Annotated in this window: 25 protein-coding genes; 3 read left to right on the top strand and 22 right to left on the bottom strand. The window is 67.4% G+C overall.

The features are described 5' to 3' along the window. Positions 1-23 precede the first annotated feature (23 nt). From ACQY9S_RS02870 to ACQY9S_RS02805, 14 genes are read right to left on the bottom strand one after another with little or no spacing between them, the layout of a single operon-like run. A complete protein-coding gene (locus ACQY9S_RS02870; RefSeq protein WP_428423068.1) occupies positions 24-878 on the bottom strand; it encodes a phosphate ABC transporter ATP-binding protein in 855 nt (284 codons plus the stop codon). Beyond that, complete coding sequence (gene pstA / locus ACQY9S_RS02865) at positions 875-1,822, bottom strand: phosphate ABC transporter permease PstA (protein WP_428423067.1); 948 nt, start codon at positions 1,820-1,822, stop codon at positions 875-877. The genes ACQY9S_RS02870 and pstA overlap by 4 nt, the downstream gene beginning before the upstream one ends. Next, complete coding sequence (pstC, locus tag ACQY9S_RS02860; RefSeq protein ID WP_428423066.1) at positions 1,809-2,702, bottom strand: phosphate ABC transporter permease subunit PstC; 894 nt, start codon at positions 2,700-2,702, stop codon at positions 1,809-1,811. Before pstC ends, pstA begins: the two co-directional genes overlap by 14 nt. Continuing rightward, positions 2,656-3,486, bottom strand: a complete 831-nt coding sequence (locus tag ACQY9S_RS02855) for a phosphate ABC transporter substrate-binding protein (protein ID WP_428423065.1) — start codon at positions 3,484-3,486, stop codon at positions 2,656-2,658. Before ACQY9S_RS02855 ends, pstC begins: the two co-directional genes overlap by 47 nt. A gap of 15 nt (positions 3,487-3,501) precedes the next feature. Continuing rightward, positions 3,502-4,539 carry a methyltransferase domain-containing protein gene (locus ACQY9S_RS02850; RefSeq protein ID WP_428423064.1) on the bottom strand — a complete coding sequence of 346 codons (1,038 nt, stop codon included), beginning with the start codon at positions 4,537-4,539 and terminating at the stop codon, positions 3,502-3,504. A 14-nt stretch (positions 4,540-4,553) separates the two neighbouring features. Next, complete coding sequence (locus tag ACQY9S_RS02845) at positions 4,554-5,696, bottom strand: FAD-dependent oxidoreductase (protein WP_428423063.1); 1,143 nt, start codon at positions 5,694-5,696, stop codon at positions 4,554-4,556. Continuing rightward, positions 5,693-6,361, bottom strand: a complete 669-nt coding sequence (locus ACQY9S_RS02840) for a TIGR04282 family arsenosugar biosynthesis glycosyltransferase (RefSeq protein ID WP_428423062.1) — start codon at positions 6,359-6,361, stop codon at positions 5,693-5,695. Before ACQY9S_RS02840 ends, ACQY9S_RS02845 begins: the two co-directional genes overlap by 4 nt. Then, positions 6,358-7,035: a TIGR04283 family arsenosugar biosynthesis glycosyltransferase gene (locus tag ACQY9S_RS02835; RefSeq protein WP_428423061.1), complete on the bottom strand. Its 678-nt coding sequence runs from the start codon at positions 7,033-7,035 to the stop codon at positions 6,358-6,360. The genes ACQY9S_RS02840 and ACQY9S_RS02835 overlap by 4 nt, the downstream gene beginning before the upstream one ends. Continuing rightward, on the bottom strand, positions 7,032-7,883 hold the full coding sequence (locus ACQY9S_RS02830; RefSeq protein ID WP_428423060.1) for a DUF547 domain-containing protein: 852 nt from the start codon (positions 7,881-7,883) through the stop codon (positions 7,032-7,034). Before ACQY9S_RS02830 ends, ACQY9S_RS02835 begins: the two co-directional genes overlap by 4 nt. After that, entirely contained in the window at positions 7,880-10,045 is a 2,166-nt protein-coding gene (locus ACQY9S_RS02825; protein WP_428423059.1) for an FAD-dependent oxidoreductase, read from the bottom strand. Before ACQY9S_RS02825 ends, ACQY9S_RS02830 begins: the two co-directional genes overlap by 4 nt. Continuing rightward, positions 10,045-11,106 carry an arsenosugar biosynthesis radical SAM (seleno)protein ArsS gene (arsS, locus tag ACQY9S_RS02820; protein ID WP_428423058.1) on the bottom strand — a complete coding sequence of 354 codons (1,062 nt, stop codon included), beginning with the start codon at positions 11,104-11,106 and terminating at the stop codon, positions 10,045-10,047. The genes ACQY9S_RS02825 and arsS overlap by 1 nt, the downstream gene beginning before the upstream one ends. A gap of 44 nt (positions 11,107-11,150) precedes the next feature. Then, the gene (locus ACQY9S_RS02815; RefSeq protein WP_428423057.1) at positions 11,151-12,641 is read right to left on the bottom strand and encodes a sensor histidine kinase; all 1,491 of its coding nucleotides are present in this window, start codon (positions 12,639-12,641) and stop codon (positions 11,151-11,153) included. Between the two features lie 29 nt (positions 12,642-12,670). Beyond that, positions 12,671-13,444, bottom strand: coding sequence for a response regulator transcription factor (locus ACQY9S_RS02810; protein ID WP_428423056.1), 774 nt, complete (start codon positions 13,442-13,444; stop codon positions 12,671-12,673). Next, positions 13,441-14,154, bottom strand: coding sequence for a DUF6969 family protein (locus tag ACQY9S_RS02805; RefSeq protein ID WP_428423055.1), 714 nt, complete (start codon positions 14,152-14,154; stop codon positions 13,441-13,443). Before ACQY9S_RS02805 ends, ACQY9S_RS02810 begins: the two co-directional genes overlap by 4 nt. A 69-nt stretch (positions 14,155-14,223) precedes the next feature. Here ACQY9S_RS02805 and ACQY9S_RS02800 point away from each other — a divergent pair, with 69 nt between their 5' ends. Further along, positions 14,224-14,424 (top strand): hypothetical protein, encoded by a 201-nt coding sequence (locus ACQY9S_RS02800; RefSeq protein ID WP_428423054.1) that lies wholly within the window; start codon positions 14,224-14,226, stop codon positions 14,422-14,424. 36 nt (positions 14,425-14,460) lie between these two features. Here ACQY9S_RS02800 and ACQY9S_RS02795 read toward each other — a convergent pair whose 3' ends face one another. Beyond that, entirely contained in the window at positions 14,461-14,910 is a 450-nt protein-coding gene (locus ACQY9S_RS02795; protein WP_428423053.1) for a YHS domain-containing (seleno)protein, read from the bottom strand. A gap of 227 nt (positions 14,911-15,137) precedes the next feature. On the opposite strand from ACQY9S_RS02795, the gene ACQY9S_RS02790 reads away from it, so the two are divergent. Next, positions 15,138-15,371 carry a hypothetical protein gene (locus ACQY9S_RS02790; RefSeq protein ID WP_428423052.1) on the top strand — a complete coding sequence of 78 codons (234 nt, stop codon included), beginning with the start codon at positions 15,138-15,140 and terminating at the stop codon, positions 15,369-15,371. Positions 15,372-15,836: 465 nt separating this feature from the next. Here the strand turns inward: ACQY9S_RS02790 and ACQY9S_RS02785 are convergent, their stop codons facing one another. The 4 genes from ACQY9S_RS02785 to hemN form a co-directional block, all read right to left on the bottom strand. Next, the gene (locus tag ACQY9S_RS02785) at positions 15,837-16,061 is read right to left on the bottom strand and encodes an Arm DNA-binding domain-containing protein (protein ID WP_428423051.1); all 225 of its coding nucleotides are present in this window, start codon (positions 16,059-16,061) and stop codon (positions 15,837-15,839) included. Positions 16,062-16,259: 198 nt separating this feature from the next. After that, on the bottom strand, positions 16,260-17,513 hold the full coding sequence (gene icd, locus ACQY9S_RS02780) for an NADP-dependent isocitrate dehydrogenase (RefSeq protein WP_428423050.1): 1,254 nt from the start codon (positions 17,511-17,513) through the stop codon (positions 16,260-16,262). Positions 17,514-17,659: 146 nt separating this feature from the next. Then, on the bottom strand, positions 17,660-18,355 hold the full coding sequence (locus ACQY9S_RS02775) for a sulfite exporter TauE/SafE family protein (RefSeq protein WP_428423049.1): 696 nt from the start codon (positions 18,353-18,355) through the stop codon (positions 17,660-17,662). 22 nt (positions 18,356-18,377) lie between these two features. After that, the gene (hemN, locus tag ACQY9S_RS02770) at positions 18,378-19,808 is read right to left on the bottom strand and encodes an oxygen-independent coproporphyrinogen III oxidase (RefSeq protein WP_428423048.1); all 1,431 of its coding nucleotides are present in this window, start codon (positions 19,806-19,808) and stop codon (positions 18,378-18,380) included. Positions 19,809-19,981: 173 nt separating this feature from the next. On the opposite strand from hemN, the gene fnr reads away from it, so the two are divergent. Next, entirely contained in the window at positions 19,982-20,707 is a 726-nt protein-coding gene (fnr, locus tag ACQY9S_RS02765) for a fumarate/nitrate reduction transcriptional regulator Fnr (protein ID WP_428423047.1), read from the top strand. Between the two features lie 28 nt (positions 20,708-20,735). On the opposite strand, the gene ACQY9S_RS02760 is transcribed toward fnr, so the two are convergent. The 3 genes from ACQY9S_RS02760 to ccoG are packed head-to-tail and all read right to left on the bottom strand — an operon-like array spanning position 20,736 to position 22,770. Beyond that, the gene (locus tag ACQY9S_RS02760) at positions 20,736-20,990 is read right to left on the bottom strand and encodes a hypothetical protein (protein ID WP_428423046.1); all 255 of its coding nucleotides are present in this window, start codon (positions 20,988-20,990) and stop codon (positions 20,736-20,738) included. Positions 20,991-21,008: 18 nt separating this feature from the next. Continuing rightward, positions 21,009-21,254: a hypothetical protein gene (locus ACQY9S_RS02755; protein ID WP_428423045.1), complete on the bottom strand. Its 246-nt coding sequence runs from the start codon at positions 21,252-21,254 to the stop codon at positions 21,009-21,011. 31 nt (positions 21,255-21,285) lie between these two features. Further along, complete coding sequence (gene ccoG, locus ACQY9S_RS02750) at positions 21,286-22,770, bottom strand: cytochrome c oxidase accessory protein CcoG (protein WP_428423044.1); 1,485 nt, start codon at positions 22,768-22,770, stop codon at positions 21,286-21,288. Positions 22,771-22,773: the final 3 nt, after the last annotated feature.

The following is a 22,773-nucleotide window of genomic DNA, read 5'->3' as shown; positions in this document are numbered from 1 at the left end:
ATCCTTCGTGGGGAATGCCAGGTTCAACCGCGCGCCCCGCCCACATAAGCAGCGGTCAGTTCATCGCGCGGGTTCTCGAACAGGTGGCGCGACTGGCCGAACTCGATGAGTTTGCCCACACGCTCTTTCATCCAGAAGAATGCAGCGTAGTTGGCAATGCGGCGGGCCTGCGCCAGGTTGTGGGTGACGATAACCACCGTGTAGTTGCCTCGCAGGCGCACGATCAGGTCTTCAACCACGGCTGATGAGATCGGGTCGAGCGCCGAGCACGGTTCGTCCATCAGCAGCACCTCCGGCCGCAGCACCAGGGCGCGTGCAATGCACAGGCGCTGCTGCTGCCCGCCGGACAAGGTGAGCGCGGGCCGGTCGAGCCTGTCGTGCACCTCGGCCCACAGGCCCACGTCGACAAGAGCCGCTTTGATGCGGTCATCGAGTTCGGCGCGACGGCGCACGCCGTGCTCGCGCAGTGGCAGCTCGAGGTTGCGGCGGATCGACAGCGGGAACGGATTGGGCTTCTGAAAGATCATGCCGACGCGTTGGCGCAGCGCGCGCACGTCAAGCGCGGGGTCGGCCAGATCGGTGTCGCCCAGACGCACGCTGCCGCTAACCTGCGCGCCGGGCACGAGGTCGGACAGGCGGTTCAGCGCCGTCAAGAACGAGGTCTTGCCGCAGCCCGACGGGCCGATCAGCGCGGTGATGCAGCCCTTGAAGATATCGAGCGAGACGTCTTTGAGCACCGGGTGGCCGCGATAAGCCACCGACAAGCCGCGCACGGCCAGGTGCGGCACTGGCGCACAGCAGGCCGGCCCGCTCTGCACCTGCCCGAGCGTGTACGAGGGGGCGTCCGGCGCCAGGCCGAGATCGGTGAGTGTGTTCACGAGGGCGAGATCTTTCGCGCCATCCAGCCCTGCGCGAGGGCCGACGACAAGACATTGATCGAAACGATGAGCAGCACCAGCACGCAGGCCGATGCGTACGCGGCGCGGTCGCCGCCTGCCACGTTCATCGCCAGGTCGTAGATGTGAACGGCGAGCGTGCGGCCCGAGTCGAGCAGCGAGTCGGGCATGCGGTCCACATAGCCGCTGGTGAAGATCAGCGCGGCGGTTTCGGCGGTGGCGCGGCCGATGCCAAGCATGACGCCTGCCATGATGGCCGGTGCGGCCGCCGGCAGCAGCAGATGGCGCAGCGCGCTGGTGCGGGTCAGACCAAGCGCGGCGGCGCTCGGCCGCCAATCGGTCGGCAACGCCGACAGGCCGGCTTCACTGGTGCGGATGACGATCGGCAGGATCATGCAGGCCAGCGTCAGCCCGCCCGAGAGAACCGAAAACCCGAGGCCGAGAAAGACGCTGAAGAAGGCGCTGCCGAACAAACCAAAGACGATCGAGGGCACGCCCGCCAGCGCGTCGAGCGCCAGGCGTACGCTGGCCTGTGTGCCGCGGTGGCGGCTACCGAACTCGACCAGCCACACCGCCGCACCGACGCCCAGCGGCACCGCCGACAGCAGCGCCACCAGCAGCACCGCGAGCGTGGAGACGAGGATCGGCGCGATGCCGCCAGCACGCCCCGATTGGCGCGGCTCGCTCCACAAGTAGTCCCACGACAGTTGCGTTGCGCCCTGGCGCACCACGTCCCACAGGATCCAGCCCAGCGCCAGCACGACCACGCCGGTGGCGCCGCAGACCACGGCGGCAAAGACCGCATCGCGCCAGCGCCTAGGCAACGGGCTCGTGCTCTTACTGAGCGCCCCCAGGGCCGGGCCGCGCCCAGCCCGCCCCCCGCGGGGGTCAAGCAAAGTGGCAAAGCCACATTTACTTGAGAGCATGTGTGCTCCCGCGCGTCGTGCGCGCCGCGGCCGCGGCCAGCGCCAGTACCAGCATGCCGAGCAGCAGGCCGGACGCAAACAGCGCGGCGCGATGCTCGCCGGTGGCGTAAGCCATTTCAAGCGCTATGTTGGCCGTGAGCACGCGCACCGGGTCGAAGACGCTGCCCGGCGTTTGAACCACATTGCCGGCCACCATCAGCACGGCCATCGTTTCACCGAGCGCCCGCGCAGCGGCCAGTACCATGCCGCCGACAATGCCCGGCCGCGCTGCCGGCAACACCACACCGAGAATCGCACCCGTCTGCGAGAGGCCGAGCGCCGCGGTGCCGCGCAGCAGCGGCTGCGGCACCGCGGTCAGGGCTGAAGCGCCGGTCAGCGCCACCGTCGGCACCACCATCAGCGCCAGGATGAGCATTGCCGCCAGCAGGCTGGCACCGGGTGGCTGCCAACGTGCGATCAACGGCACCAGCACGGTCAAGCCCCACAGGCCGAACACCACCGACGGGATGCCGGCCAGCAAGGCCAGCATCAGGCGCAGCGCGCGTGCAGTGGCCGCGCCGGCGTAGAAGCAGACGAAGACCGCGACGCCCAGGCCTAGCGGCGCTGCCAGCAGCAACGCGCCTAGCGCGGCCGCCAGCGTGGCCCACACCATCGGCAGCAGGCCCAGACGCTGTTCGAGCGGGAACCAGCCGTCGCTGGCGACGAAGCGGGACAGGCCGTGCAGCGTCAGCACCGGCGCGGCCTCGCGCGCCAGAAAGCCCAGCACCAGCGCCAGCAGCAGCACCGCGCCGACGACCAGCGCGCCGAGTGCGCGGCCGGTCAGCCGGTCGGCGTCAGGGCGCGTCGAGCGCAACAAAAAACTGGGCTTCGACAAGATCATGGGTGGCCTTGGACTTGGCGAACTCGATGAAGGCCAGCGCCAAGCCCGTGGGCTGCCCGCGCGTGACCAGGTTGAGCGGGCGCGACAGTGGGAACTTGCCGGCACGCACCTGCGCCACGCTGGCCGCCACGCCGCCCATCGGCAGCAGCTTGATGGCCGCGCCCTGCCGGGCTTCGTAGTCGGCCGCGCCGATCGAAACGTAGCCGATCGCCCCCGGGTTGCCGGCCACGGTCTTGATGCCCTGCGCGTTGTCGCCGATCACGACCTGCGGCTTGATCTGGCTGTTGGTGAGTTCGAAGTAGTGCAGGAAGAGTTCGAGCGTCGAGCGCCCTTCGGCCTTGTTGACAACGGTGATCGGCAGATCGGGCCCGCCGGCCTCGCGCCAGTGGCGCACCTGGCCGGTGTAGATGGCCTTGATCTGCGCGTCGCTGAGCAAAGCCACCGGGTTGCTGCGATGAAGGATGATGCTGATCCCGTCCAGGGCCACGGTGTGTGCAAGGAGATCGTGCTCCTCGGCCTTCAAGGCACGCGAGACCAGACCGATCTGCGCTGCGCCGCTGCGTGCATCGGCAATGCCGCGCGACGAGCCGCCCGATTGCACATCAATGCGCACGCCGGGGTTCTGCTTCTCGAAGCGCTTGGCCATCTCCAGGGCCAGCGGCGCGACCGTGCTTGAGCCGGTGAGCGTGAGCTTGCCTTCGGCGGCGTGGGTGCGGTCGAGCCCGGCCAGTGCGACGGCGGCACTGGCCAGCGCGCGGCGGCGGTTGAGTTTGAACGCTTTCATGGGGAAGGCCTTCGTTCAGCAACAGGGGGTTGATGAGACAGTGCCGGCGGCATCGAACGGCAGGCTGCCGCCGCAGCCTTCAAACAGGCCGTGGTGGCGGTCGAAGTTGCCGATGAACTCGAAGTGCGGTGCCAAGCGCGTGTCGTGCAACATGCGCCAGGTGTTGCCACACACTGGAAAGACACGCCCGGTCTCGATGTCGTGGTGCTTGTCCAATACGAAGCGGTGTGGCTGCCGCGCCATGCTGCCGCGGTAGATCACCGCCTGGCCGTAGTCTTCGCATGCTGTTTCGAGCCTGGCGAGCTTGAACAGGCGGTAGGTGGCCGAGAAGAAGCGCAGGTTGCCCAGCTTGTCGGCCAGCAAGGGGTCGGTGACGGCCAGCGGCCGATCTTCCACCAAGCGCGGATCGGCGCAGCCCTGGCGCTGTGCCAGGCGCATGAAGTCGTTCCAGTACAGCGCGCCGCCCAGGCATTCGCCGTACAGCACGGGATCGTTGCGCACGGCGTCGGGCACGCGACGGTCCGCATAGACATCGGAGAAGTAGAACTCGCCACCCGGCTTGAGCAGGCCCTGCACGCCGCGCAGTACCGCGTCCTTGTCGGGCGACAGGTTGACCACGCAGTTCGAGACGATGACGTCGAAGCTGCCGGGCTGCAGGCCGAGTTCGTCCAGGCGTTCGATGTAGCCATGCAGAAAACTCACGTTGTCGAAGCCGAATGCTTGTGCATGGTGCGCACGGTGGTTTTGCGCCACGGCGAGCTGCTCGTCGGTCATGTCGACCCCGACCACCTCGCCCTGCGGGCCGACGAGCTGGGCCAGCAGAAATACGTCGCGCCCGGCGCCGCAGCCCAGATCGAGCACCCGGCAACCCTCCAGCACGGGTGGGCACACCAGACCGCACCCGTAGTAGCGGGACTGCACCTCCGGGTGAATCTTCGAAAGCAGTGGCTTGAGCCACTCGGGCATCTGGCTGATGTCGCAGCACGCGGTGGTTTTCAGGTCGCCGGTGCTCTGCAGTTGCCGGCCGTAGTAGTCTTGAACGATGCTGTGCATGGAGTGTTTTCCTTTCATGCCCGAGGGACGCTGTTTGAGCGAACCGGTGAAGTCCGGAACGAATGATCTGCCGCGTCGGAAAACTTCCCCAGGAATCCACGGTCGAGATGGTTCTTCCAGCGCTGGGCCCAACGACCGTTGGTCGACCAGCCTCCCCATGATGCGATGGCACGACCGTCGGCGGTGGACAACAGTGCAAGCGTCCGGCGCTGTGGGCGGTGCTCGGCTGCGGTGCCAATGCCCAGCGCGGCGCGCAGGTTGCGTGACAGCACCGATCCCATGCGCACCGCGTGGACGCCGGCTTTAGGTAGCGGCGCGGGGCTGTCGGCGCAGTCGCCCACCGCGTAGACGTTTGGGTGCGAAATTGATCGCAGCCGGCCGTCGATGCGGATGAAACCCTGCGCGTTGACCGCCAGGCCGCAGTAAGGCTGCCAAGCATGCGCTTCGGCGCCCGCCGCCCACAGCAACAGATCACTCACCGGTGTCGCCGCATCGGCATAGGCGGCGCCCAATTGCACCACCACACTGGCCGATGCCAGCGCTGCCCGTGCCGCGACGGCCGCCCTCGGTGCGAGATCTGCCAACAGCACCGTGTTGCGCGAGACCAGCGTGCCGTGAACAGACCTCAGCGGCTGCATCGAGCGCAGCCGTGCCAGCACGGCCAACAGCGCTTCCACACCGGCCGCGCCGCCTCCCACGGCGGTGACCGTCAGCGCGCTGTCGGCTGGGTCCGACGCCAGTTTGCCCAGCAGTGTTTCCCACGCTGTGCGCAAGCTGGCCAACGGGCGCAGCGCGAGTACCTGGGTGTGACAGCAGGGCGTCGGCGGGTTCAACGTCGATCCGACATTGAGCGACAGCAGGTCGTAGCCGAGTTGCGTGCCGCTGGTCAGGCGCGCGCTGGGGCGGTTCGGGTCGAGACTGGCCAGTGTGTCGATGACGAGGTGAGCCCCAGCCGCACGAGCCAGCGCTTTGAAGTCGATGCAGATGTCGTCGTAGTCGTAAACCCCGGCGAGCCAACCTGGCACCATGCCGGAATAGGGCGCCTGTGCACTGGGCGAAACGAGCACGAGTTCGACGCCGGGCAGCGGCGCGGCAATCCAGTCGAGCAAGACCTGTGCATGGGCATGGCCCGCACCAATCAGCAACAGGCGCTTCATGTCATCGCCCGCTGCGGCGAGACCTGGTGTGACCTGCCCGCGCCGTGTCCTCGCGAGCACCATTCGGGTGGCACGTGGATCAGATCCACAGGCTCGTCGATGTCGGCCACCGGTGGCAGTTCGACGTGCCGCAGCCCGGCCGCTGCGAGCCGCTCTCGTGTGTCGGCCATCACACGGGCCGTGCTCCAGGCCATGCCGCTGAACAGCGTTGGCGTCGCGCGTCGCAGCCCGATCAAGGCATAACCGCCATCGATTGCCGGGATGAACACCGCGTCGGCGTCGTCCAGCGCCGCGGCGGCGCGGCCCAGCATTGCCGCATCGAGCGCCGGCGCATCGGTGCCGATCATCAGCGCGCGGCCCGTGCGTGCCAGAACGCGATCAAAGGCACGCACCATTCGTGCGCCGAGATCGCCCTCGCCCTGGGCCGACAGCGTCATGCCGGGCCAGGCGGCGTGGCGAGCCAGCGCGGGGTGGTTCATGTCAGGGGCGCAGCACAGAACTACCGGCCCCAGCCGCGCATCCAGCGCCTGGCCGATTGCATGCTCCATCAGGCATTCAGCCAGTGCCGCCGCACCCTGCGCACCCAGCGCAGGGATGAGACGTGTCTTCGCAAAACCGGCCACCGGCGCCTTGGCCATGACAATGACCGGGCAGCTCGTTTTCATCGGTAGGCCTTCGCGAGTTCATCGGCGGGCACGCCACGCCAGTGGCACCAGCGCAGCCGCCACATCAGCCAGGTCGTACGCCACACGCCGTGTGCCTCCCAGCGCCGACCGGAGGTGACAACACGTTCTCGCAAGCAGGCCGGCGCACCCTGCGCACGCAGACGCCGCGAGAGGTCGACGTCTTCCATCAGCGACAGGTCTGCGAAGCCGCCCAGGCATTCAAACACCGAACGTCGCACGAACATCGCCTGGTCGCCGGTGGCGATGCCGGTCCAGCATGATCGCCGGTTCATCAAGGCCGCGATGACGGGGAGCATCAGCGATCGACCGGTGATACGCACATCGAAGCGGCCCCAGGAGGCACCGCCCTGGAGTGCTTCGGCGACCAGGACGTCCGCATGCACCGGCAGCAGCGTATCGGCATGCAGGAACAGCAACACGTCGCCGCGCGCGCGGGCCGCGCCGGCATTCATCTGGCGCGCGCGGCCACGCGGGGCGATGAAGGCCGCATCGGCCCGACCCTGGCACAGCGCCAGCGTGCCGTCGCGGCTGCCACCGTCGACCACGATCACCTCGTGACCGAGCGCACGCAGCGGCGCCAGCGCGGCCAGCGTCGCGGCGATGAGGCCGGCTTCGTCGAGCGCCGGCACGACGATGGACAGTCGCAGGATCATCGCGTCGCGTCGTTGAGCTTCCAGTCGTAGTCGAGGTACGCCACGCCGGTGTCTTGCTTGCGGATTCGTTCGCGGGCTGCCGGCGCGTCTGCGAGTTGATCCGCGAAGCGGGCATAGAACGCTGCCGTCGAGGCGATGCCGTGGTGGCCGAGCTTGAAGTCCTCGCCGTACCAGTCGAATATCTTCGACACCTCGAGCTTGGCCTTGGCGGCATTCCAGCGGTTGCGACTGCGGTCGGACATGAAGCGCAGGGCCTGCTCGTCGAGCTGCGCATCAAGGCGCTCGGCCACATAAGCTTCCTCGCGCAAGGGCGGACAGCCGATGGACGCGCAGTTGGCGGCGAAATGGATGCGCGGGTCGTCGTAGCGCCCTCGCTGGCGCAGCATGTCCTGCTCGATGCCGTCGAGCGAGAGCGTGCCACCCAGCAGCGGCACGATCTTCTTCTTCCACGGCGACTGGATCAGGCTGCCCAGGTCCTTGATGGAGGACAGCTTGGGATAGCCAGTGAGGATCAGCTCGATGGTGTGCGCGTTGTAGGCGTTGATCAGGAAGGCCATCTGCTGCGGCTTACTGAAGGCGTCGAAGGTCGGCGCGTTGACCGAGGCCAACGCGCCGAGGTAGGCCTTGAGCGCAGCCCGGTCCCGTGCCATGCCGGCATAGCGCAGCTGCGTGGCCTTGCCGCCGTCGATCAGCACCACATGCTTCTTCAGCAGCGAAGTCCAGGCGGTGTGGCTGTGGTCGAAGGCCGGTTGGGCATGCGCCACCGGCAGCGCGATTGCAACGCCGGAAGCAACCCCGGCGGCAAGCCAGGTGCGACGCCTGAGGGAGATGGATATGCGGTTCGTCATGTTCGTTCCCAGGTATGAAAGCGCTCGACCCAGGCCAGCAGCCGCTGCGGGGCATGCGCGCGCTTCCACGCGCCGGCGGCGTACTTGTTGGCCTCGGCGAGCGTCGGGTAGGTATGGATGGTGCCGAGGATCTTGTTCAGCCCCAGGCCGTGTTTCATCGCCAGAACGTATTCGGCAAGCAGGTCGCCAGCATGCTCGCCGACGATGGTCACGCCGAGGATCTTGTCCTTGCCCGGCACGGTAAGCACCTTGATGAAACCATGCGCCGTGCCGTCGGCAATGGCACGGTCGAGATCGTCGAGGTCGTAGCGAGTCACTTCGACGGCGATGCCCTGCTCGCGGGCTTCAGTCTCCGACAGACCGACGCGCGCGACCTCCGGGTCAGTGAATGTGGTCCAGGGCATCACCGAGTAGTCGGCCTTGAAGCGCTTGAAGCGGCCGAACAGCGCGTTGACCGCCGCATACCAGGCCTGGTGCGCGGCAGCGTGTGTCAGCTGGTAAGGTCCAGCCACGTCGCCCACGGCGTAGATGTTGGGGTAGCGCGTGCGCAGCCAGGCGTCGGTGGCAATGGTTTTGCGCGGCGTGAGCGGGATGCCGAGTTCTTCCAGGCCGTAGCCTTCGACGCGCGCACTGCGACCCACGGCGCACAGCAGCACATCGAACTCGATGGCCTGCTCGACCTCGCCCTTTCGGACGATCAGGCGCTTGATGCCGTCAGCCTGTTCGCAGCGCAACGCCTGGTGACCGGTCAGCACCACCACGCCATCGCTGCGCAACGAATCGGCCACCAGCTCGGCCACCTCCGGGTCTTCCCGCGCCATCAGCCGCGCCAGCATTTCGACCTGCGTGACTTGCGCACCCAGGCGCGCAAAACTCTGCGCCAGCTCGCAGCCGATCGGCCCGCCACCGAGCACCAGCAGCCGCCGGGGGCATGCGGTCAGGCCCCAGACCGTGTCCGACGTGAGGCAGCCCACCTCCGCCAGCCCCGGAATGGGCGGCACGAAGGGCCGGGCGCCGGCGGCAATGACGATGTTCTTCGTCGTCAGCGTCTGCCGCAGTCCGTCGGCTGCGGTGATCTCCACGCTCCACGGCGAGCTGATGCGTGCATGGCCTTGCACCACATCGACACCGAGCCCGGTGTAGCGTTCAACCGAGTCGTGCGGCGCGATGTCGCCCACCACGCGCTGCACCCGCGCCATCACGGCTGCGAAATCAACGCGACCGGAGGCGTTGCGCAGGCCCAGCGATTCGACCTTCTCGATCTGCTTGGCGAGCTTGGCCGAGCGGATCAGTGCCTTGCTCGGCACGCAGCCGAAGTTCAAGCAATCGCCGCCCATCTTGTGGTCTTCGACCAGCGTTACTTTGGCCTTCACGGCGGCGGCAATGTAGGCAGTGACCAATCCCCCGGCTCCCGCACCGATGACGACCAGGTTTCGATCAAAGCGCCGAGGCTTCGGCCACTTTGCGTACACCTTGCGGCGGTTGATCGCGGCCAAGACCGCCTTGGCCATGAGCGGGAACACGCCCAACAGCACAAAGCTCAGCAGCAGCCCGGGCGAAAGAATGTCGGCGGATGTCTGGATGCTGGCGAGCTGCGTGCCGGCGTTCACGTACACCGCCGTGCCCGCCAGCATGCCGAGCTGGCTGACCAGGTAGAAGCGGGCAGCGCTGATCGGGGTCAGGCCCGCCAGCAGGTTGACCACGAAGAACGGAAACACCGGCAGCAACCTCAGTGTGAACAGGTAGAAGGCGCCGTCGCGCCGCATTCCGTCGTTGACGGGTGCGAGCACTTTGCCGAAGCGCGATTGCACGCCGTCGCGCAGCAGGTAGCGAGCGGCCAGAAACGCCAGCAGCGCCCCCACGCTGGAAGCAAACGAGACAACGACAAGCCCCAGGCCCAGCCCGAACATGGCGCCCGCCGCGAGCGTGAGGATCGTCGCACCGGGAAACGACAGTGCAGCCGCAAGCACATAGATGGCGAAATACACGGCGACCGCGGTGACCGGCCGGTTCTGGTAGAGCGCCCCGAGCGTTTCGCGGCTGCCCTTGAGCGCGTCGAGCGTGAGCAGCTTGCCAAGGCCGAAGTAACGATAGGCCACCAAAGCAGCCAATGCGACCAGCACGATGCCGAGCCACCGACGGTGTTTGGAAAGCGCGGTCATCACGCCGCCGCCACGCTCGTGGCTGCGGCCTTGAGCGCGCCCCCACAACTGCTGCCCTGGCCCGCGGTGCAGCCGTAGCAGTGATCGGCCACACGAATCGACTCGCCAGCAGCGTCGTGCAGCAGCAGATCGCGCAGGTGTGGGCGGGTGTGGCCGTTCAGCCGCGCGGGCAATCCGAGCATCTGGTTGAAGTCGCAATCGTAGAGATCGCCCTGCCAATCGACACTGAGCATCGAGTTGCACATCACGGTGCCAAGGTTATCGCTGCGGTAGGCCGATTTGAGCAAGGCCATGTAGGCCTGAAAGCCGTGCTTGGATATGAGCGTGCTGCCAAAGCGCTGTATCGGCATATTGGTCAGCGCAAAAAGGTGGTTGAAGCCGATACCGAAGCGCGCGCCGAGTTCACGCTTGTAATCGGCTTCCAGGCTCATTTGCGGCGGCGGCAGCGAGGCGCCTTGAGGGTTGTAGACCAAGTTGAGCACCAGGCCCGAGCCCGGGTTGCCATAGCCCAGGGCGTTGAGCGCGCGCAGCGCGTCGATGCTGCGTTCAAAGACGCCATCACCGCGCTGGCGATCGACGTTGTCCACTGAATAGCACGGCAGCGAGGCAATGATTTCAGCGCCGTGGGCGGTCAGGAATTCGGCTAGGCCTTCCTGCCCTGGCTCGGACAGAATGGTCAGGTTGCAACGATCGATCACCTTGACGCCTTCGCGGCGCGCAGCGCTGACAAGGCGCCTGAAGTGGCTGTTGAGCTCGGGCGCGCCACCGGTCAGATCCAGGGTCTGTATCCGACGTGTGCGCAGCACCTCGAGCACCAGGTCAACATGGGCGCCATCCATCATCTCGGTGCGGTTCGGGCCTGCATTGACATGGCAATGCAGACAGCTCTGATTGCAACGGTAGCCCAGGTTGACCTGGAGTGTTTCGAGCCTCGCTCGGCGCAGGGGCGGGAAGTCTGTCTTCGCGAGCAGGGGGAGCGTCGGGTGCATAAAGGGCAGGTGCTTGGGCTGGGGGATGGTCGGGCCATTGGATGGGCAATCGGCGCGCAAGTCCTCACGCATCCATCACGTTTCGATTCAGGCGCGCCGGATGGGCAGCGTTCAAGTCAAGCAGCCTGCGGCAGCAAGAACTCGAAGCGTGTGCCGCGTTTCAATTCCGAGTGCACCCGCACCACGCTGCCGTGCAGGTCCAGGATTCGTTTCACGATCGCTAGGCCCAGCCCTGAACTGGTCGATGCGCCGGCCTCCTCGGCGTCGGAGGCCCGCCAGTAGCGCTCGAAGATGTGCGGCAGGTGGTTCGTCTCGATGCCGCGGCCGGTGTCACTCACGCTGATCTGCATGAATGCCCCGTGGTTCTCGATGGCCAGCACCACCGTGCCACCCGAAGCCGTGTAGCGCAGCGCGTTGTCGACCAGGTTCTGGAGCACGCGCTCGATCATGGCGATGTCGGCCAACACCTTGGCCTTCATGTGGCTGCCGGCCGCCAGGCTGAGCGACACGCCGCGCCGCTCGGCAGCGAGCCGGTAGTTCTGCACCACGTCCTGCAGCAATTCGGCCAGGCAGAACATCTCTTGCCTGGGCTCGATCCGGCCGGCGTCGAGCTTGGACAGTTCGAACAGGTCGGCAATGCGCTTACCTAGCAGATCGACGTGGCGCAGCGCGGTGCGCAAGTGGGCAGCGCGCGTCGGTGCGTCAATCGCCTCGCCGCGCAACAGCACGGTCTCGACATAACCCTGGATGCTGGACAGGGGTGTGCGCAGATCGTGCGAGATGTTGCTCACCAGTTCGCGGCGCTGCCGGTCGCTGTCTTCGAGCCGCTGGAACTGCTGTGCGATGCGTTGCCGCAGGGTCTGCACAGCGTTTCGCAGCACGCCGATCTCGTCGCCGGATTCACTCTGTGCGCCGGCGTCGCCATCGTCGCGGAACGACTTCAGCTCGTCGGTGAGCTGTCGCAGCGGGCGGGTCAGGTGCCGCCACGCGAGCCACAGCACGGCAGCCGCCAACAGCGTGGACAGTGCAGCACCGATGGCCATCGCACGCAGCGCGCCGGAGTTGCCAAGGCCGGCCGCAACGCCCTGGGCCGCGCTGCCGTTGAGCACGACGTAGAGGTAGCCCATGCCGCCCCCGGGCGGTGCAATGGCCCACACCGAGAAGATGTTGGCGCGGGCCGGGCTGCGCGGGTCTGTGCCCAGCACCGGCAGCAGCACGCCGGCATCGTTCTCAGCGCTCAGCAAGCGGCGCATCGGTGCCATGTCGACCTGCACGCCCACCGGATCCGGCCCCCGCAGACCTTCCAGCGCGTGGGCCAGAACGCGGCCGTTGGTGTCCAGAAGATACAACTCGACCGACGGGTTGATCGCCATCACTTGCACGGCCAATTCCTTCACCAGGCCCTTGTCCGGCCGGCCCGCGGAGTTGATCAGGCCGGGCGGCTGGTGCTCGACGATGTAGCGCGCCAGCCCGAGGTTCATGCGCTGCCCGGCTTCGAGAGCCGCCTGCGCGCTGTAGTGCTGCAGCAGGAAGTACATCACCGCACCCAGGCCCAACAACAGCGGTGCAGCCACAAGCGCCGCGCGCACGTGCAGACGACGCCACATGGCAGACCACTTCTGCTGCCGCGCCGGCCTCACGGCGCCACCTCGAAGCGGTAGCCCACACCCCACACCGTGTGGATGAAGGCCGCCTCCGCGCGCTCGTCGCCGAGCTTGCTGCGCAGCCGGTTGATGTGGCTGTTGACCGTGTGGTCGTAACCATCGTGGCCATGGCCCCACACGTCAGCCAGCAGCTCGGTGCGGGTGAACACGCGGCCGGGGTGCTGCACAAAGTGCCACAGCAGATCGAACTCGCGCGGCGTGAGAACGATCTCGGCGCCGCTCAGCCAGGCCCGGCGCTGCGTCCGGTCCACGCTCAAGCGGCCTTGTTCGACGCGCGTAGGCGCCTGCGCCACCGCCTCCGCCGTGCGTGCCGCGGTGACGGCAGAGCGCCGCAGCAAGGCCTTCACGCGCGCCTGCAGCTCCAGCACGCTGAAGGGTTTGGTCAGGTAGTCGTCGGCACCCAACTCAAGGCCCAACACGCGGTCGAGCTCGCCGCTGCGCGCGGTCAGCATCAGGATCGGCACATGGGAGGTTTGCGCACGCACTTCGCGACAGAGATCCAGGCCGTTCAGCCCCGGCAGGCGGATGTCGAGCACGATGGCGTCCCAGTGCCGCTGCAAGGCCAGTTGCAAGCCGCCCGGACCGTCGTTGGCCAAAGTGATTTGAGCCGGCAGGTCCGTCAGATGCAGCGCGATCAGTTCGGCGATGTCGCGCTCGTCCTCGATCACGAGGATGCAGCGCGCGGCCCGTTCGGTCGCATCTGCGGCTGAACGGGTGGAAGATCCTGGCTGCGTGGTGAGGGTCATGTGACAGGTGCCAAGCCGCGGCGTTTCAGTTCGTGGTCGATGCGGTTCAGGTCGGCAAGCCAGTCCAGGCCCGCCACGCTGACCACTTCGATCCGTCGGTCGTTCAGCGCTGCCGCCGGGCAAGGCCGCGCGCCGATCCGGCGGTCGCGCGAGCGCAGCACCTGGCCGATGACGGGTTCATACAGCCGCACAAAAGCGGTCAGCCAATCACATGAGTCGGCATGGCCGGCGATTCCTTTCAGCTCGAAGCGCCGAACCATCCCGAGCGTGGTTTCGGCATCGAACCAGTGGCCGTCGGCGACCCAATGGTTGACGCTGAAGATGCTCACCGGCAGGCCGCGGGCATCCAGGCCGATGGCGATCAGATGACTCGGTGCACTGCGTTTCCAGTCGTCTCGACCTGGGGCTCCGGGCAGGCCGAGGTAGCGCCGCCGGCCTCTGCGTGTGGCATGCCAGAACAGGTGCAGGTGGCCGTGTTCGGCATCGCCCGCGCGGTGGCTGTGATAGAAGAATTGCGAGCCGCGGCCGCGGTCCACCACGCCGCCTTCGGGGTAGTGTTCGAGTGCCACCACGCTCGCGCCCGCCACCCAGCTCTGGGTCAGCGAGCCATGCCGCCGGGTGGCGCGGCCGAAGCTGTCCAGGCAGATTCTCGCGGCGTGATGAGTGCGCAGCAGTTCGGTGTCGCTGAGGCCGCGCAGCGGCAATCGCATGGGTGGGCAGTTGTGCGGTCGCGCGATCGCTCAACCGACTATTTCTTGGCGCCGCAGGCACCGCACTTCTTGGCCGCGCAAGCCCCGCACTTCTTCGCGCCGCAAGCCCCGCATTTCTTGCCGCTGCAAGCGCTCGCGGAAGTGCTGCAGCGCGCGCGGCAGGCGCTGCCGGCGCAGCCGGCCAGCGCGGCAGCGGTCACGACGGCGGTGGCCAGAGTGCGGGAAAGGTCAAGGGCCAATGAACTCATGGAAGTCTCCAGTGGTGGATGAAGTGGGATGGGTGGCTGCGCTTTCAGCCGTTGGCGATCACTGGCCCTTCAGCGAAGTCCAGTTCTGACTCGCACGATCAATGAAGCCCGGGATGTCTGCCTGCCAGCGCTTCTGGACGGCGGGGCTGAGGTTCAGATAGAGCTTGCCGTCGACGATGCGAAAGGCTGTCGGGTCGATGTCGGGCTTGTAGCCCTGGGCGACACCGTAGGCGCAGTAGCCGCCGTACTGCGGCTCGTACTTTGCAGGGTCGGCCTTGAAGAGCTGCTGGTTCGCCTCGCTGGCGAACCAGTAGGTGGCCGCGCCGGCGATGGCGCTGTACTCGGCCTTGCCCATGACCGCCTTGCTTTCGACGAAGTAGGCCACCGGGTCGTGGCCATGGATTGCGACGCCGCGGGCGTCGAGATTGGCTGGCCCTGCGGCCAACGCGGCAAGGGGCGCCAGAGTGGCGGCCACTGCGAGCAAAAGGTGGCGTCGAAGAGTATTCATGATCGGTTCCGAGGCTTCGAGCGCTCATCATGTTTCGTGCGTCGGCGCAAGTCCTCACCGATTTCTCACGCAGTGCTCAGCGATTCGATTCGCGGTCCTGCATGAGCGGCGGCAGACGGTGTTGCCCGCGGTCTGACGATTTGCCGCGATCGTTTGGTGAGGACTTCTGCGCGGCGGGCTCCAAGAATCCGTCGCTGGAGCTATTGCCAGATCCCAGGAGATTCACCGTGCATTCATCTGCGAGACGTTTCGCGTTGGCCTTCACGTCATTGGCCGTGCTGCTCGGCACCGCCGCGTGCGGTGGAGGCGGCGACGATGCCGCCGATCAAAATTCGGCCGCGGCGCTCGACGCCGAACGCGCTACCGCGCTGGCGCGCCGCACGCCCGCGCCGCCGCCTCCCGCACCGGCACCCGCGACCGACGCCACCCTGGCACTGGCCTCGGCCGGTGCCTCCGGCTAGGCGGTCGACGGCCAAATTTGCGGCGTGTCGGCCGACGGGGGCAAGGTCTTGTTCACCTCGTCGTCGGACACGCTGGTGAGTAGCGACGTCACACCCCTCGCGGCGGACATCTACTTGAAGAACTTCAACGGCAACGGCGTCACGCGGGTGGTGGCCGGCACACAGTTCTGCCTTGCCCTGACGCCGGACGCCGGACGCCGGACGCCGGACGCCAACACGGTGGTCTACACATTGCAGAACCCCAGCATCCATCCACCGATCCGGGTGAAGAATCTGACCACGGGCGTGGACACGCTGGTCACGCCGCCGCTCAATGCGTTCCCGAACGTCGCGGGCTACCAGTTTGCCGGCGTGTCCGACGACGGTCTGCGCGTGGCCTGTCGGCTTCTTGGTCTCCTGGACCCGCTGCCTGCGCTCGTCCACCTCCTTGCGCTTGGCCTGAGCCGGATCGACCTCGCTCCGGGATCAGCACTCAAAGTGCCGATCCCTGGCGTCGGCGACGCCCACCTCGGGGTACTTGCCGATGGTCACCTCGACGCGGGTACAGCCGAAACGGTACTGGTAGCGCCAAGTCTTCAGGCCCGCAGGGCTCACATGCACATACAGACCCCCGCCATCGCTCAGTTTGTACGGCTTCGGCTTGGCGTTGTTGATGCGGGTCGGAGAAAGGGTGTACCGGGATGTCCTCATGAACGGTCTCGCTAGCTCGGTTTGCGAATCCTACAAATGGAGGAATTTGGAGGATTTCTCCCCCTCTGTCCCTCCAAAATTCTCTCCAAATTGGCGGGATTTCGCGATTACCAGTGAGACGCAGAAAAACGAAATTCCTCGAAATTCACAAGGAAAATCAATGGCTTACGAGACGTCATGAGACGCCAGGTAGCAGCTTCACATATGGTCGATCATCACCTGCCCGAAGCCCGAGCAGCTGACCTGCGTGGCGCCGTCCAGCAGGCGCGCGAAGTCGTAGGTGACCTTCTTCGACAGGATGGACTTCTCCATCGACGAGATGACCAGGTCGGCCGCCTCGGTCCAGCCCATGTGGCGCAGCATCATCTCGGCCGACAGGATCTCGGAGCCCGGGTTGACGTAGTCCTTGCCGGCGTACTTGGGCGCGGTGCCATGGGTGGCCTCGAACATCGCGATCGAGTCCGACAGGTTCGCGCCCGGGGCGATGCCGATGCCGCCGACCTGCGCCGCCAGCGCATCGGACACGTAGTCGCCGTTCAGGTTGAGCGTGGCGATCACGGAGTACTCGGCCGGGCGCAGCAGGATCTGCTGCAGGAAGGCGTCGGCAATCGAGTCCTTGACGGTGATGTCCTTGCCGGTCTTCGGATTCTTGAACTTGCACCACGGGCCGCCGTCGATCGGCTGCGCGCCGAATTCCTTCTGTGCCAGGCCGTAGGCCCAGTCGCGGAAGCCGCCCTCGGTGAACTTCATGATGTTGCCCTTGTGCACGATGGTCACGCTGGGCTTGTCGTTGTCGATCGCGTACTGGATCGCCTTGCGCACCAGGCGCTCGGTGCCTTCACGCGACACGGGCTTGATGCCGATGCCCGAGGTGTTCGGGAAGCGGATCTTCTTGACGCCGAAATCCTCTTGCAGGATCTTGATGAGCTTCTTGGCCTTCTCGCTCTCGGCCTCGAACTCGATGCCGGCGTAGATGTCTTCCGAGTTCTCGCGGAAGATCACCATGTTGGTCTTGTGCGGCTCCTTGACCGGGCTCGGCACGCCTTCGAAATACTGGATCGGGCGCAGGCAGACGTAGAGGTCGAGTTCCTGGCGCAGCGCCACGTTGAGCGAGCGGATGCCGCCGCCCACCGGCGTGGTCAGCGGGCCCTTGATCGACACCACGTACTCCTTCAGCACCTGCAGCGTCTCTTCGGGCAGCCAGACGTCGGGGCCATAGACCTTGGTCGACTTCTCGCCAGCGTAGATCTCCATCCAGTGGATCTTGCGCTTGCCGCCGTAGCTCTTCGCGACCGCGGCGTCGACCACCTTGATCATCACCGGCGTGATGTCGAAGCCGGTGCCGTCGCCCTCGATGTAGGGAATGATGGGCTGATCGGGCACATTGAGCGAGAAATCGGCATTGACGGTGATCTTGTGGCCGTCGGCAGGCACCTTGATGTGCTGGTACATGGACTTGCGTCTCCGCTGGGTGGGGGTTCGAGAGGAACAGGAGGGGTGACTTCGATTCTAGGCGAGGCATCGTGCACTGCAGCGAACGATGCCGCTCTGCGCAGCGCACAGGGGAGTGCCAGGGCAATACCGGACGGTCAATGGTCCTAGGCCGCAATGCACCACGGCCCGCCCGGGCCGGTCAGCTGGTGCCACATCGCCCACGCCCCAGCGGCGGCCAGCAGCACCCCGGCCAAGCGCACGGCGCCCGCGCCGCGGCCCAGGCGGCCCAGCAGGCTGCGGCCCAGCAACAAGGCCAGCGCGCCGCCGAGCGCGAACGCCAGCATCACCGCCGCACCGGCGAGCGGCCCGTCGGCCAGCGCGGCGACGACCAGCGCCGAGTACAGCAGGCCGCAAGGCCAGGCCGCCCACAGCAGGCCGACGGCCCCCGACCAGGCCCAGCCGCGCTGGCGCACCCGCCCCATGGCCGGGAGCGGCCCGAGCATCGGCACGGCCGAGAGCGGTGCCGTGAGGCGGCCCAGCGCAACGCGCGGGATGCGGCCGGTGAGCAGCAGCCACAGGCCGAAAACCATCACCGCCGCCTGCAACAGTGTCCACAAGGGTTTCAGCCAGGCGGTGGCCTGGAACATCTCGGCCAGCCAGCCGGCGCCCACCGCCACCAGGGCCCCCGCACTGCCGTAGGACAGCAGCCGTCCGAGCTGCAGCGACACCGCAGCCTGCCACGGGCGCGCGCCGGGACAGGCCCGCTCGACGGCCGCACAGGGTGCGGCGCACATCGCAACGCAGTGCGGACTGCCGGCCAGACCCAGCACGAGGCCGGTCGTGATCAGTGCGAGGCTCATTGCCGCACCCCGCGCACTTGTCTCAGATCAACCGCGAATAACGCTCGCGGTCGCGATCGGCCTGCAGGTGGCGGTCGAACACCATCGCCACCGCACGCACGAAGTACCAGCCCAGCGGCGTGAGCTGGATCGCGTCGGCGTCGATCTCGACCAGGCCCTGCCCGACCAGCGGCTCGAGCCGCTGCAGCTCGGCATCGAAGTAGCGCCTGAAGTCGAGCAGATGGGCCAGCTCGATCGACTCGAACACCACCCGGCCCTGGCACATCAGCGCCATGATCACCGAGCGGCGCACCACGTCGTCGCGCGTCAGCACGAGGCCGCGCACCACCGGCAGTTCGCCGGCGCGCAAGGCGTCCTGGTACTCCGGCAGCGACTTGGCGTTCTGGCTGTAGGTCGCACCGACGCGACCGATCGCCGACACGCCCAGGCCGATCAGATCGCAGTCGGGCTGGGTGCTGTAGCCCTGGAAGTTGCGGTGCAGCCGCCCCTGGCGCTTGGCCGTCGCCAGCGCATCGGTCGGCAGCGCGAAGTGGTCCATGCCGATGTAGTCGTAGCCGTGCTCCAGGAAGCCGGCGATCGCGTTCGACAGCATCGTGACACGCTGCGCCGTGCCGGGCAGGTCCTGCGCATGGATGCGCCGCTGCGGCTTGAAGCGCTGCGGCAGGTGCGCGTAGCCGTAGAGCGCCACGCGGTCCGGCCGCAGCCGGGCCACTTGCTCCACCGTGCGTGCCAGCGAAGCCGGCGTCTGCTTCGGCAGACCGTGGATCAGGTCGATGTTGATCGAATCGAAGCCCAGCGCGCGGGCACTGGCCATCAGTGCCGAGACCTGCTCCTGCGGCTGGATGCGGTGCACCGCCTGCTGCACGGCAGGATCGAAGTCCTGCACGCCAAAGCTCAGGCGGTTGAAGCCGAGGTGTTTCAGGTGCGCCAGCCGCCCGGCATCGACGGTGCGGGGGTCGACCTCGATCGAACATTCGGCCTGCGTCTGCACGTCGAAGGCCGCGCGCAGCAGCGACATCAGTTGCGTGAGTTCGCCGTCGCTGAGGAAAGTCGGCGTGCCGCCGCCGAGGTGCAGCTGGCTCACGCGCTGCCCCGGGCCGAGCGCGCCCACGTGCAGCGCGATCTCCTGTCCGAGCGACTCCAGGTACTCCGCGCCATGCCGGTGCTGGCGCGTGATCACCTTGTTGCAGGCGCAGTAGTAGCAGACCGATTCGCAGAACGGAACGTGCACGTACAGCGACAGCGGTGAACTGCCGCCCACCGCACCGGCCGACTGCGGGCCGCTGCGGCGCTGCCCCAACGCCTGCCGGTACTGGGCGGGACCGAAGGCCTCGACGAAGCGGTCCGCCGTGGGATAGGAGGTGTAGCGCGGCCCGCCCGCGTCCAGTCGGCTCAGAAGCTCCTCGGTCGGTGCGGCGGGCGCCGGCTTGGCGGTCGTGGGAGTGCTGGACATGCCCAGACTGTGCCCAGCGCCCAGCGCCCTGCACTTGATCTGCATCAAGCCCCGGGGTCGACGGGCCCGGACAATCTGCACTCATCTTGAGGCCGATCATGCAACTTGCCCCGGACACACCCGCTGACGCGCCTTGCGGAGCTCACGCCGAGCGCGCACCCATAATGGTCCGCATGGAACAACCCATCCGCATCGAAGCGCTCAAGGTTGCCTGCTCGAGCTGCAACCTGCGCGAGTTGTGCCTGCCGGTCGGCCTGTCGGATGCGGACCTCGACCGGATCGACGAACTGGTGGGTGGCCGCCGTGCCGTCAAGCGCGGCGACGCGCTGTTCCACGCCGGTGATCGCTTCGAGTCGCTCTACGCGGTACGCACCGGCTTCTTCAAGACCCGCGTCTCGGCCGACGACGGACGCGACCAGGTCACCGGCTTCCAGATGGCGGGCGAGCTGCTCGGGTTGGACGGCATCAGCACCGACCGCCATGCCTGCGACGCCGTGGCGCTCGAGGACTCGCAGGTCTGCCAGATCCCCTACACGCAGCTCGAGACGCTCTCGCGCGAGTCGACACCGCTGCAGCACCAGTTCCACAAGATCATGAGCCGCGAGATCGTGCGCGACCACGGCGTGATGCTGCTGCTCGGCAGCATGCGCGCCGAGGAGCGGCTCGCCGCCTTCCTGCTCAATCTGACGCAGCGGCTGCAGGCGCGCGGCTTCTCGGCCTCGTCGCTGGTGCTGCGCATGACGCGCGAGGAGATCGGCAGCTACCTCGGCCTCAAGCTCGAGACGGTGAGCCGCACCTTCTCGAAGTTCCAGGACGAGGGGCTGCTCGAAGTGAAGCAACGCGACATCCGCGTGCTCGACGAAGCCGGCTTGCGCCGGCTCGTCAACGGCCCCTGCTGAGCCCCCGAGCGCGGAGGCCCCCGCTCACTCAGGGCCAGCGGCGCGGCTCGGTTCCCTCGGGCTCCGGCGTCGCCAGCAGCAGCGTCAGCATCGACGTGAGCGCGCACACGATCCAGAAGCTGAAGAAGGCCAGCGTGTACACACCCGCCGGTGACACGCTCTGCAACGCACTGCCGACCCAGCCGCTCAAGTCGGCGGGATCGGCGGCGCTGAACACCAGCATCTCGAGCACGCCAGCCATCATGAACGAGGGCCAGGCGATCCACAACGTGCGTTGCCTCATGGCGTGTCCCGGCCGGCCCTAGTGCGGCGCCCTGGGCGTGGCCGCGTGGTTGCGTGCCTGCACCGCAGGCGTGCTGCTGTCGAGGGACTCGCTCGCGCGGCTGAGCACCGGGTCGCTGCCGCGCACGGCAATCACGGCGGTGGCGATGGCGGCCACCACCACCACGAGCGGCCCGCCGAGCACCAGCCAGAGCATGGGCTCGCGCCACCACGGCAGCTGCGCTGCCGGGGAGGGCGCCAGGATCTTTGCGTTCGTCTGTGCCATGGAGACTCTCCTGGTGAGCAGCGTACCGCACTCAGCGCGGCACGACGAAAGTGGACTTCTCGACCACGCTGAACGCCGGCTGACTGCCGTCGACCTCGCGTGTGAGCTCGAAACGCAAGGGGTGCGCGCCCGGCCCCAGCGCCGCGGCCGTCTGCGGCGGGATCTGCACGGCCACCGGCACCCAGCGCGACTCGGCCGGCGCCAGCAGCACCTCGCCGCGCACCTGCGCTTGGGCACCGGCGATGCCGCTCACGGCCACGCGGTAGCGCTGCGCGGATTCGGTCGCGTTCATCACCTGCAGACGGTAGACGTTCTCGATGCGCCCTTCGTCGACCAGCCGCGCCAGCGTGCCACGGTCGCGCACCACGTCGACCCGCACCGGGCTGCGCAGTGCCAGGCTGGCAACGAAACCGCCCGAGACCAGCAGCAGGATCACGCTGTACACGAGCACCCGCGGACGGAACACCCGGCGCCAGTCCAGCGTGCTGCGGCCGGCGGCCAGGCCGTTCTGCGTCGCGTAGCGGATCAGGCCGCGCGGATAGTCCATCTTGTCCATCACGCCGTCGCAGACGTCGATGCAGGCGGCGCAGCCGATGCACTCGTACTGCAGCCCCTGGCGGATGTCGATGCCGGTCGGGCAGACCTGCACGCACAGCGTGCAGTCGATGCAGTCGCCCTTGCCCTGGGCCGCCAGCGCGTCGTGCGCCAGGCTGCGCGGGCGCGAGCCGCGCGGCTCGCCGCGCGCGGTGTCGTAGCTGATGATCAGCGTGTCGTGGTCGAACATCGCGCTCTGGAAGCGCGCATAGGGGCACATGTACTTGCAGACCTGCTCGCGCATGAAGCCGGCATTGCCGTAGGTCGCAAAGCCGTAGAACAGCACCCAGAACCACTCCCAGGGGCCCGGCCCGGCGGCACCCGGGCCGGCGAGACCGAACAGGCTCAGGGCCTCGCCGCCCAGCTCGCGGATCGGCGTGAAGTAGCCGACGAAGGTGAAGCCGGTCCACAGCCCGATCGCCAGCCACACCGCATGCTTGGCCGATTTGCGGGCCAGCTTCGCGGCGCCCCAGGGCGTGGCGTCGAGCTTCAGGCGCGCCTGCCGGTCGCCTTCGATATGGTGCTCGACCCACATGAAGATCTCGGTGTAGACCGTCTGCGGGCAGGCGTAGCCGCACCACAGACGACCGGCCACGGCGGTGAACAGGAACAGGCCGTAGGCCGACAGGATCAGCAGGCCGGTGAGGTAGATGAAGTCCTGCGGATAGAGCACCAGGTCGAAGATGTAGAAGCGCCGCGCCCCCAGGTCGAACAGCACCGCCGGGCGGCCGTTCCACGGCAGCCACGGCAGGCCGTAGAACACCAGTTGCGTGAGCCACACCAGCGCCCAGCGCCAGGCGGCGAACCAGCCGTGCACCGCGCGCGCATGGATCGTCGCCTGCTTCGCGTACAGCGACACCATCTCGCCCGTGTCGTCGGGCGCGGCAGCGATGGGGATGACGCGTGAGGCAGGACGATTCATCAG

Origin of the sequence: Methylibium sp., from assembly GCF_965279545.1 — a bacterium.
Lineage (GTDB): Bacteria > Pseudomonadota > Gammaproteobacteria > Burkholderiales > Burkholderiaceae_C > Methylibium.
The sequence above is the reverse complement of the archived record's forward strand: the minus strand, read 5'-3'. Positions and strand labels throughout refer to the sequence as shown.

Excerpts from the sequence above, each read along its gene's own strand:
- ACQY9S_RS02845 (WP_428423063.1), bottom strand. The coding sequence starts at position 5,696 with ATGAAGCGCCTGTTGCTGATTGGTGCGGGCCATGCCCATGCACAGGTC.
- ACQY9S_RS02810 (WP_428423056.1), bottom strand. The coding sequence starts at position 13,444 with ATGACCCTCACCACGCAGCCAGGATCTTCCACCCGTTCAGCCGCAGAT.
- ACQY9S_RS02815 (WP_428423057.1), bottom strand. The coding sequence starts at position 12,641 with ATGTGGCGTCGTCTGCACGTGCGCGCGGCGCTTGTGGCTGCACCGCTG.
- fnr (WP_428423047.1), top strand. The coding sequence starts at position 19,982 with ATGGAACAACCCATCCGCATCGAAGCGCTCAAGGTTGCCTGCTCGAGC.
- pstC (WP_428423066.1), bottom strand. The coding sequence starts at position 2,702 with ATGATCTTGTCGAAGCCCAGTTTTTTGTTGCGCTCGACGCGCCCTGAC.
- ACQY9S_RS02855 (WP_428423065.1), bottom strand. The coding sequence starts at position 3,486 with ATGAAAGCGTTCAAACTCAACCGCCGCCGCGCGCTGGCCAGTGCCGCC.
- ACQY9S_RS02805 (WP_428423055.1), bottom strand. The coding sequence starts at position 14,154 with ATGCGATTGCCGCTGCGCGGCCTCAGCGACACCGAACTGCTGCGCACT.
- ACQY9S_RS02840 (WP_428423062.1), bottom strand. The coding sequence starts at position 6,361 with ATGAAAACGAGCTGCCCGGTCATTGTCATGGCCAAGGCGCCGGTGGCC.
- ccoG (WP_428423044.1), bottom strand. The coding sequence starts at position 22,770 with ATGAATCGTCCTGCCTCACGCGTCATCCCCATCGCTGCCGCGCCCGAC.
- hemN (WP_428423048.1), bottom strand. The coding sequence starts at position 19,808 with ATGTCCAGCACTCCCACGACCGCCAAGCCGGCGCCCGCCGCACCGACC.
- ACQY9S_RS02830 (WP_428423060.1), bottom strand. The coding sequence starts at position 7,883 with ATGACGAACCGCATATCCATCTCCCTCAGGCGTCGCACCTGGCTTGCC.
- ACQY9S_RS02835 (WP_428423061.1), bottom strand. The coding sequence starts at position 7,035 with ATGATCCTGCGACTGTCCATCGTCGTGCCGGCGCTCGACGAAGCCGGC.
- ACQY9S_RS02795 (WP_428423053.1), bottom strand. The coding sequence starts at position 14,910 with ATGAATACTCTTCGACGCCACCTTTTGCTCGCAGTGGCCGCCACTCTG.
- arsS (WP_428423058.1), bottom strand. The coding sequence starts at position 11,106 with ATGCGTGAGGACTTGCGCGCCGATTGCCCATCCAATGGCCCGACCATC.
- ACQY9S_RS02760 (WP_428423046.1), bottom strand. The coding sequence starts at position 20,990 with ATGAGGCAACGCACGTTGTGGATCGCCTGGCCCTCGTTCATGATGGCT.
- ACQY9S_RS02850 (WP_428423064.1), bottom strand. The coding sequence starts at position 4,539 with ATGCACAGCATCGTTCAAGACTACTACGGCCGGCAACTGCAGAGCACC.
- ACQY9S_RS02775 (WP_428423049.1), bottom strand. The coding sequence starts at position 18,355 with ATGAGCCTCGCACTGATCACGACCGGCCTCGTGCTGGGTCTGGCCGGC.
- icd (WP_428423050.1), bottom strand. The coding sequence starts at position 17,513 with ATGTACCAGCACATCAAGGTGCCTGCCGACGGCCACAAGATCACCGTC.
- pstA (WP_428423067.1), bottom strand. The coding sequence starts at position 1,822 with ATGCTCTCAAGTAAATGTGGCTTTGCCACTTTGCTTGACCCCCGCGGG.
- ACQY9S_RS02825 (WP_428423059.1), bottom strand. The coding sequence starts at position 10,045 with ATGACCGCGCTTTCCAAACACCGTCGGTGGCTCGGCATCGTGCTGGTC.
- ACQY9S_RS02755 (WP_428423045.1), bottom strand. The coding sequence starts at position 21,254 with ATGGCACAGACGAACGCAAAGATCCTGGCGCCCTCCCCGGCAGCGCAG.
- ACQY9S_RS02785 (WP_428423051.1), bottom strand. The coding sequence starts at position 16,061 with ATGAGGACATCCCGGTACACCCTTTCTCCGACCCGCATCAACAACGCC.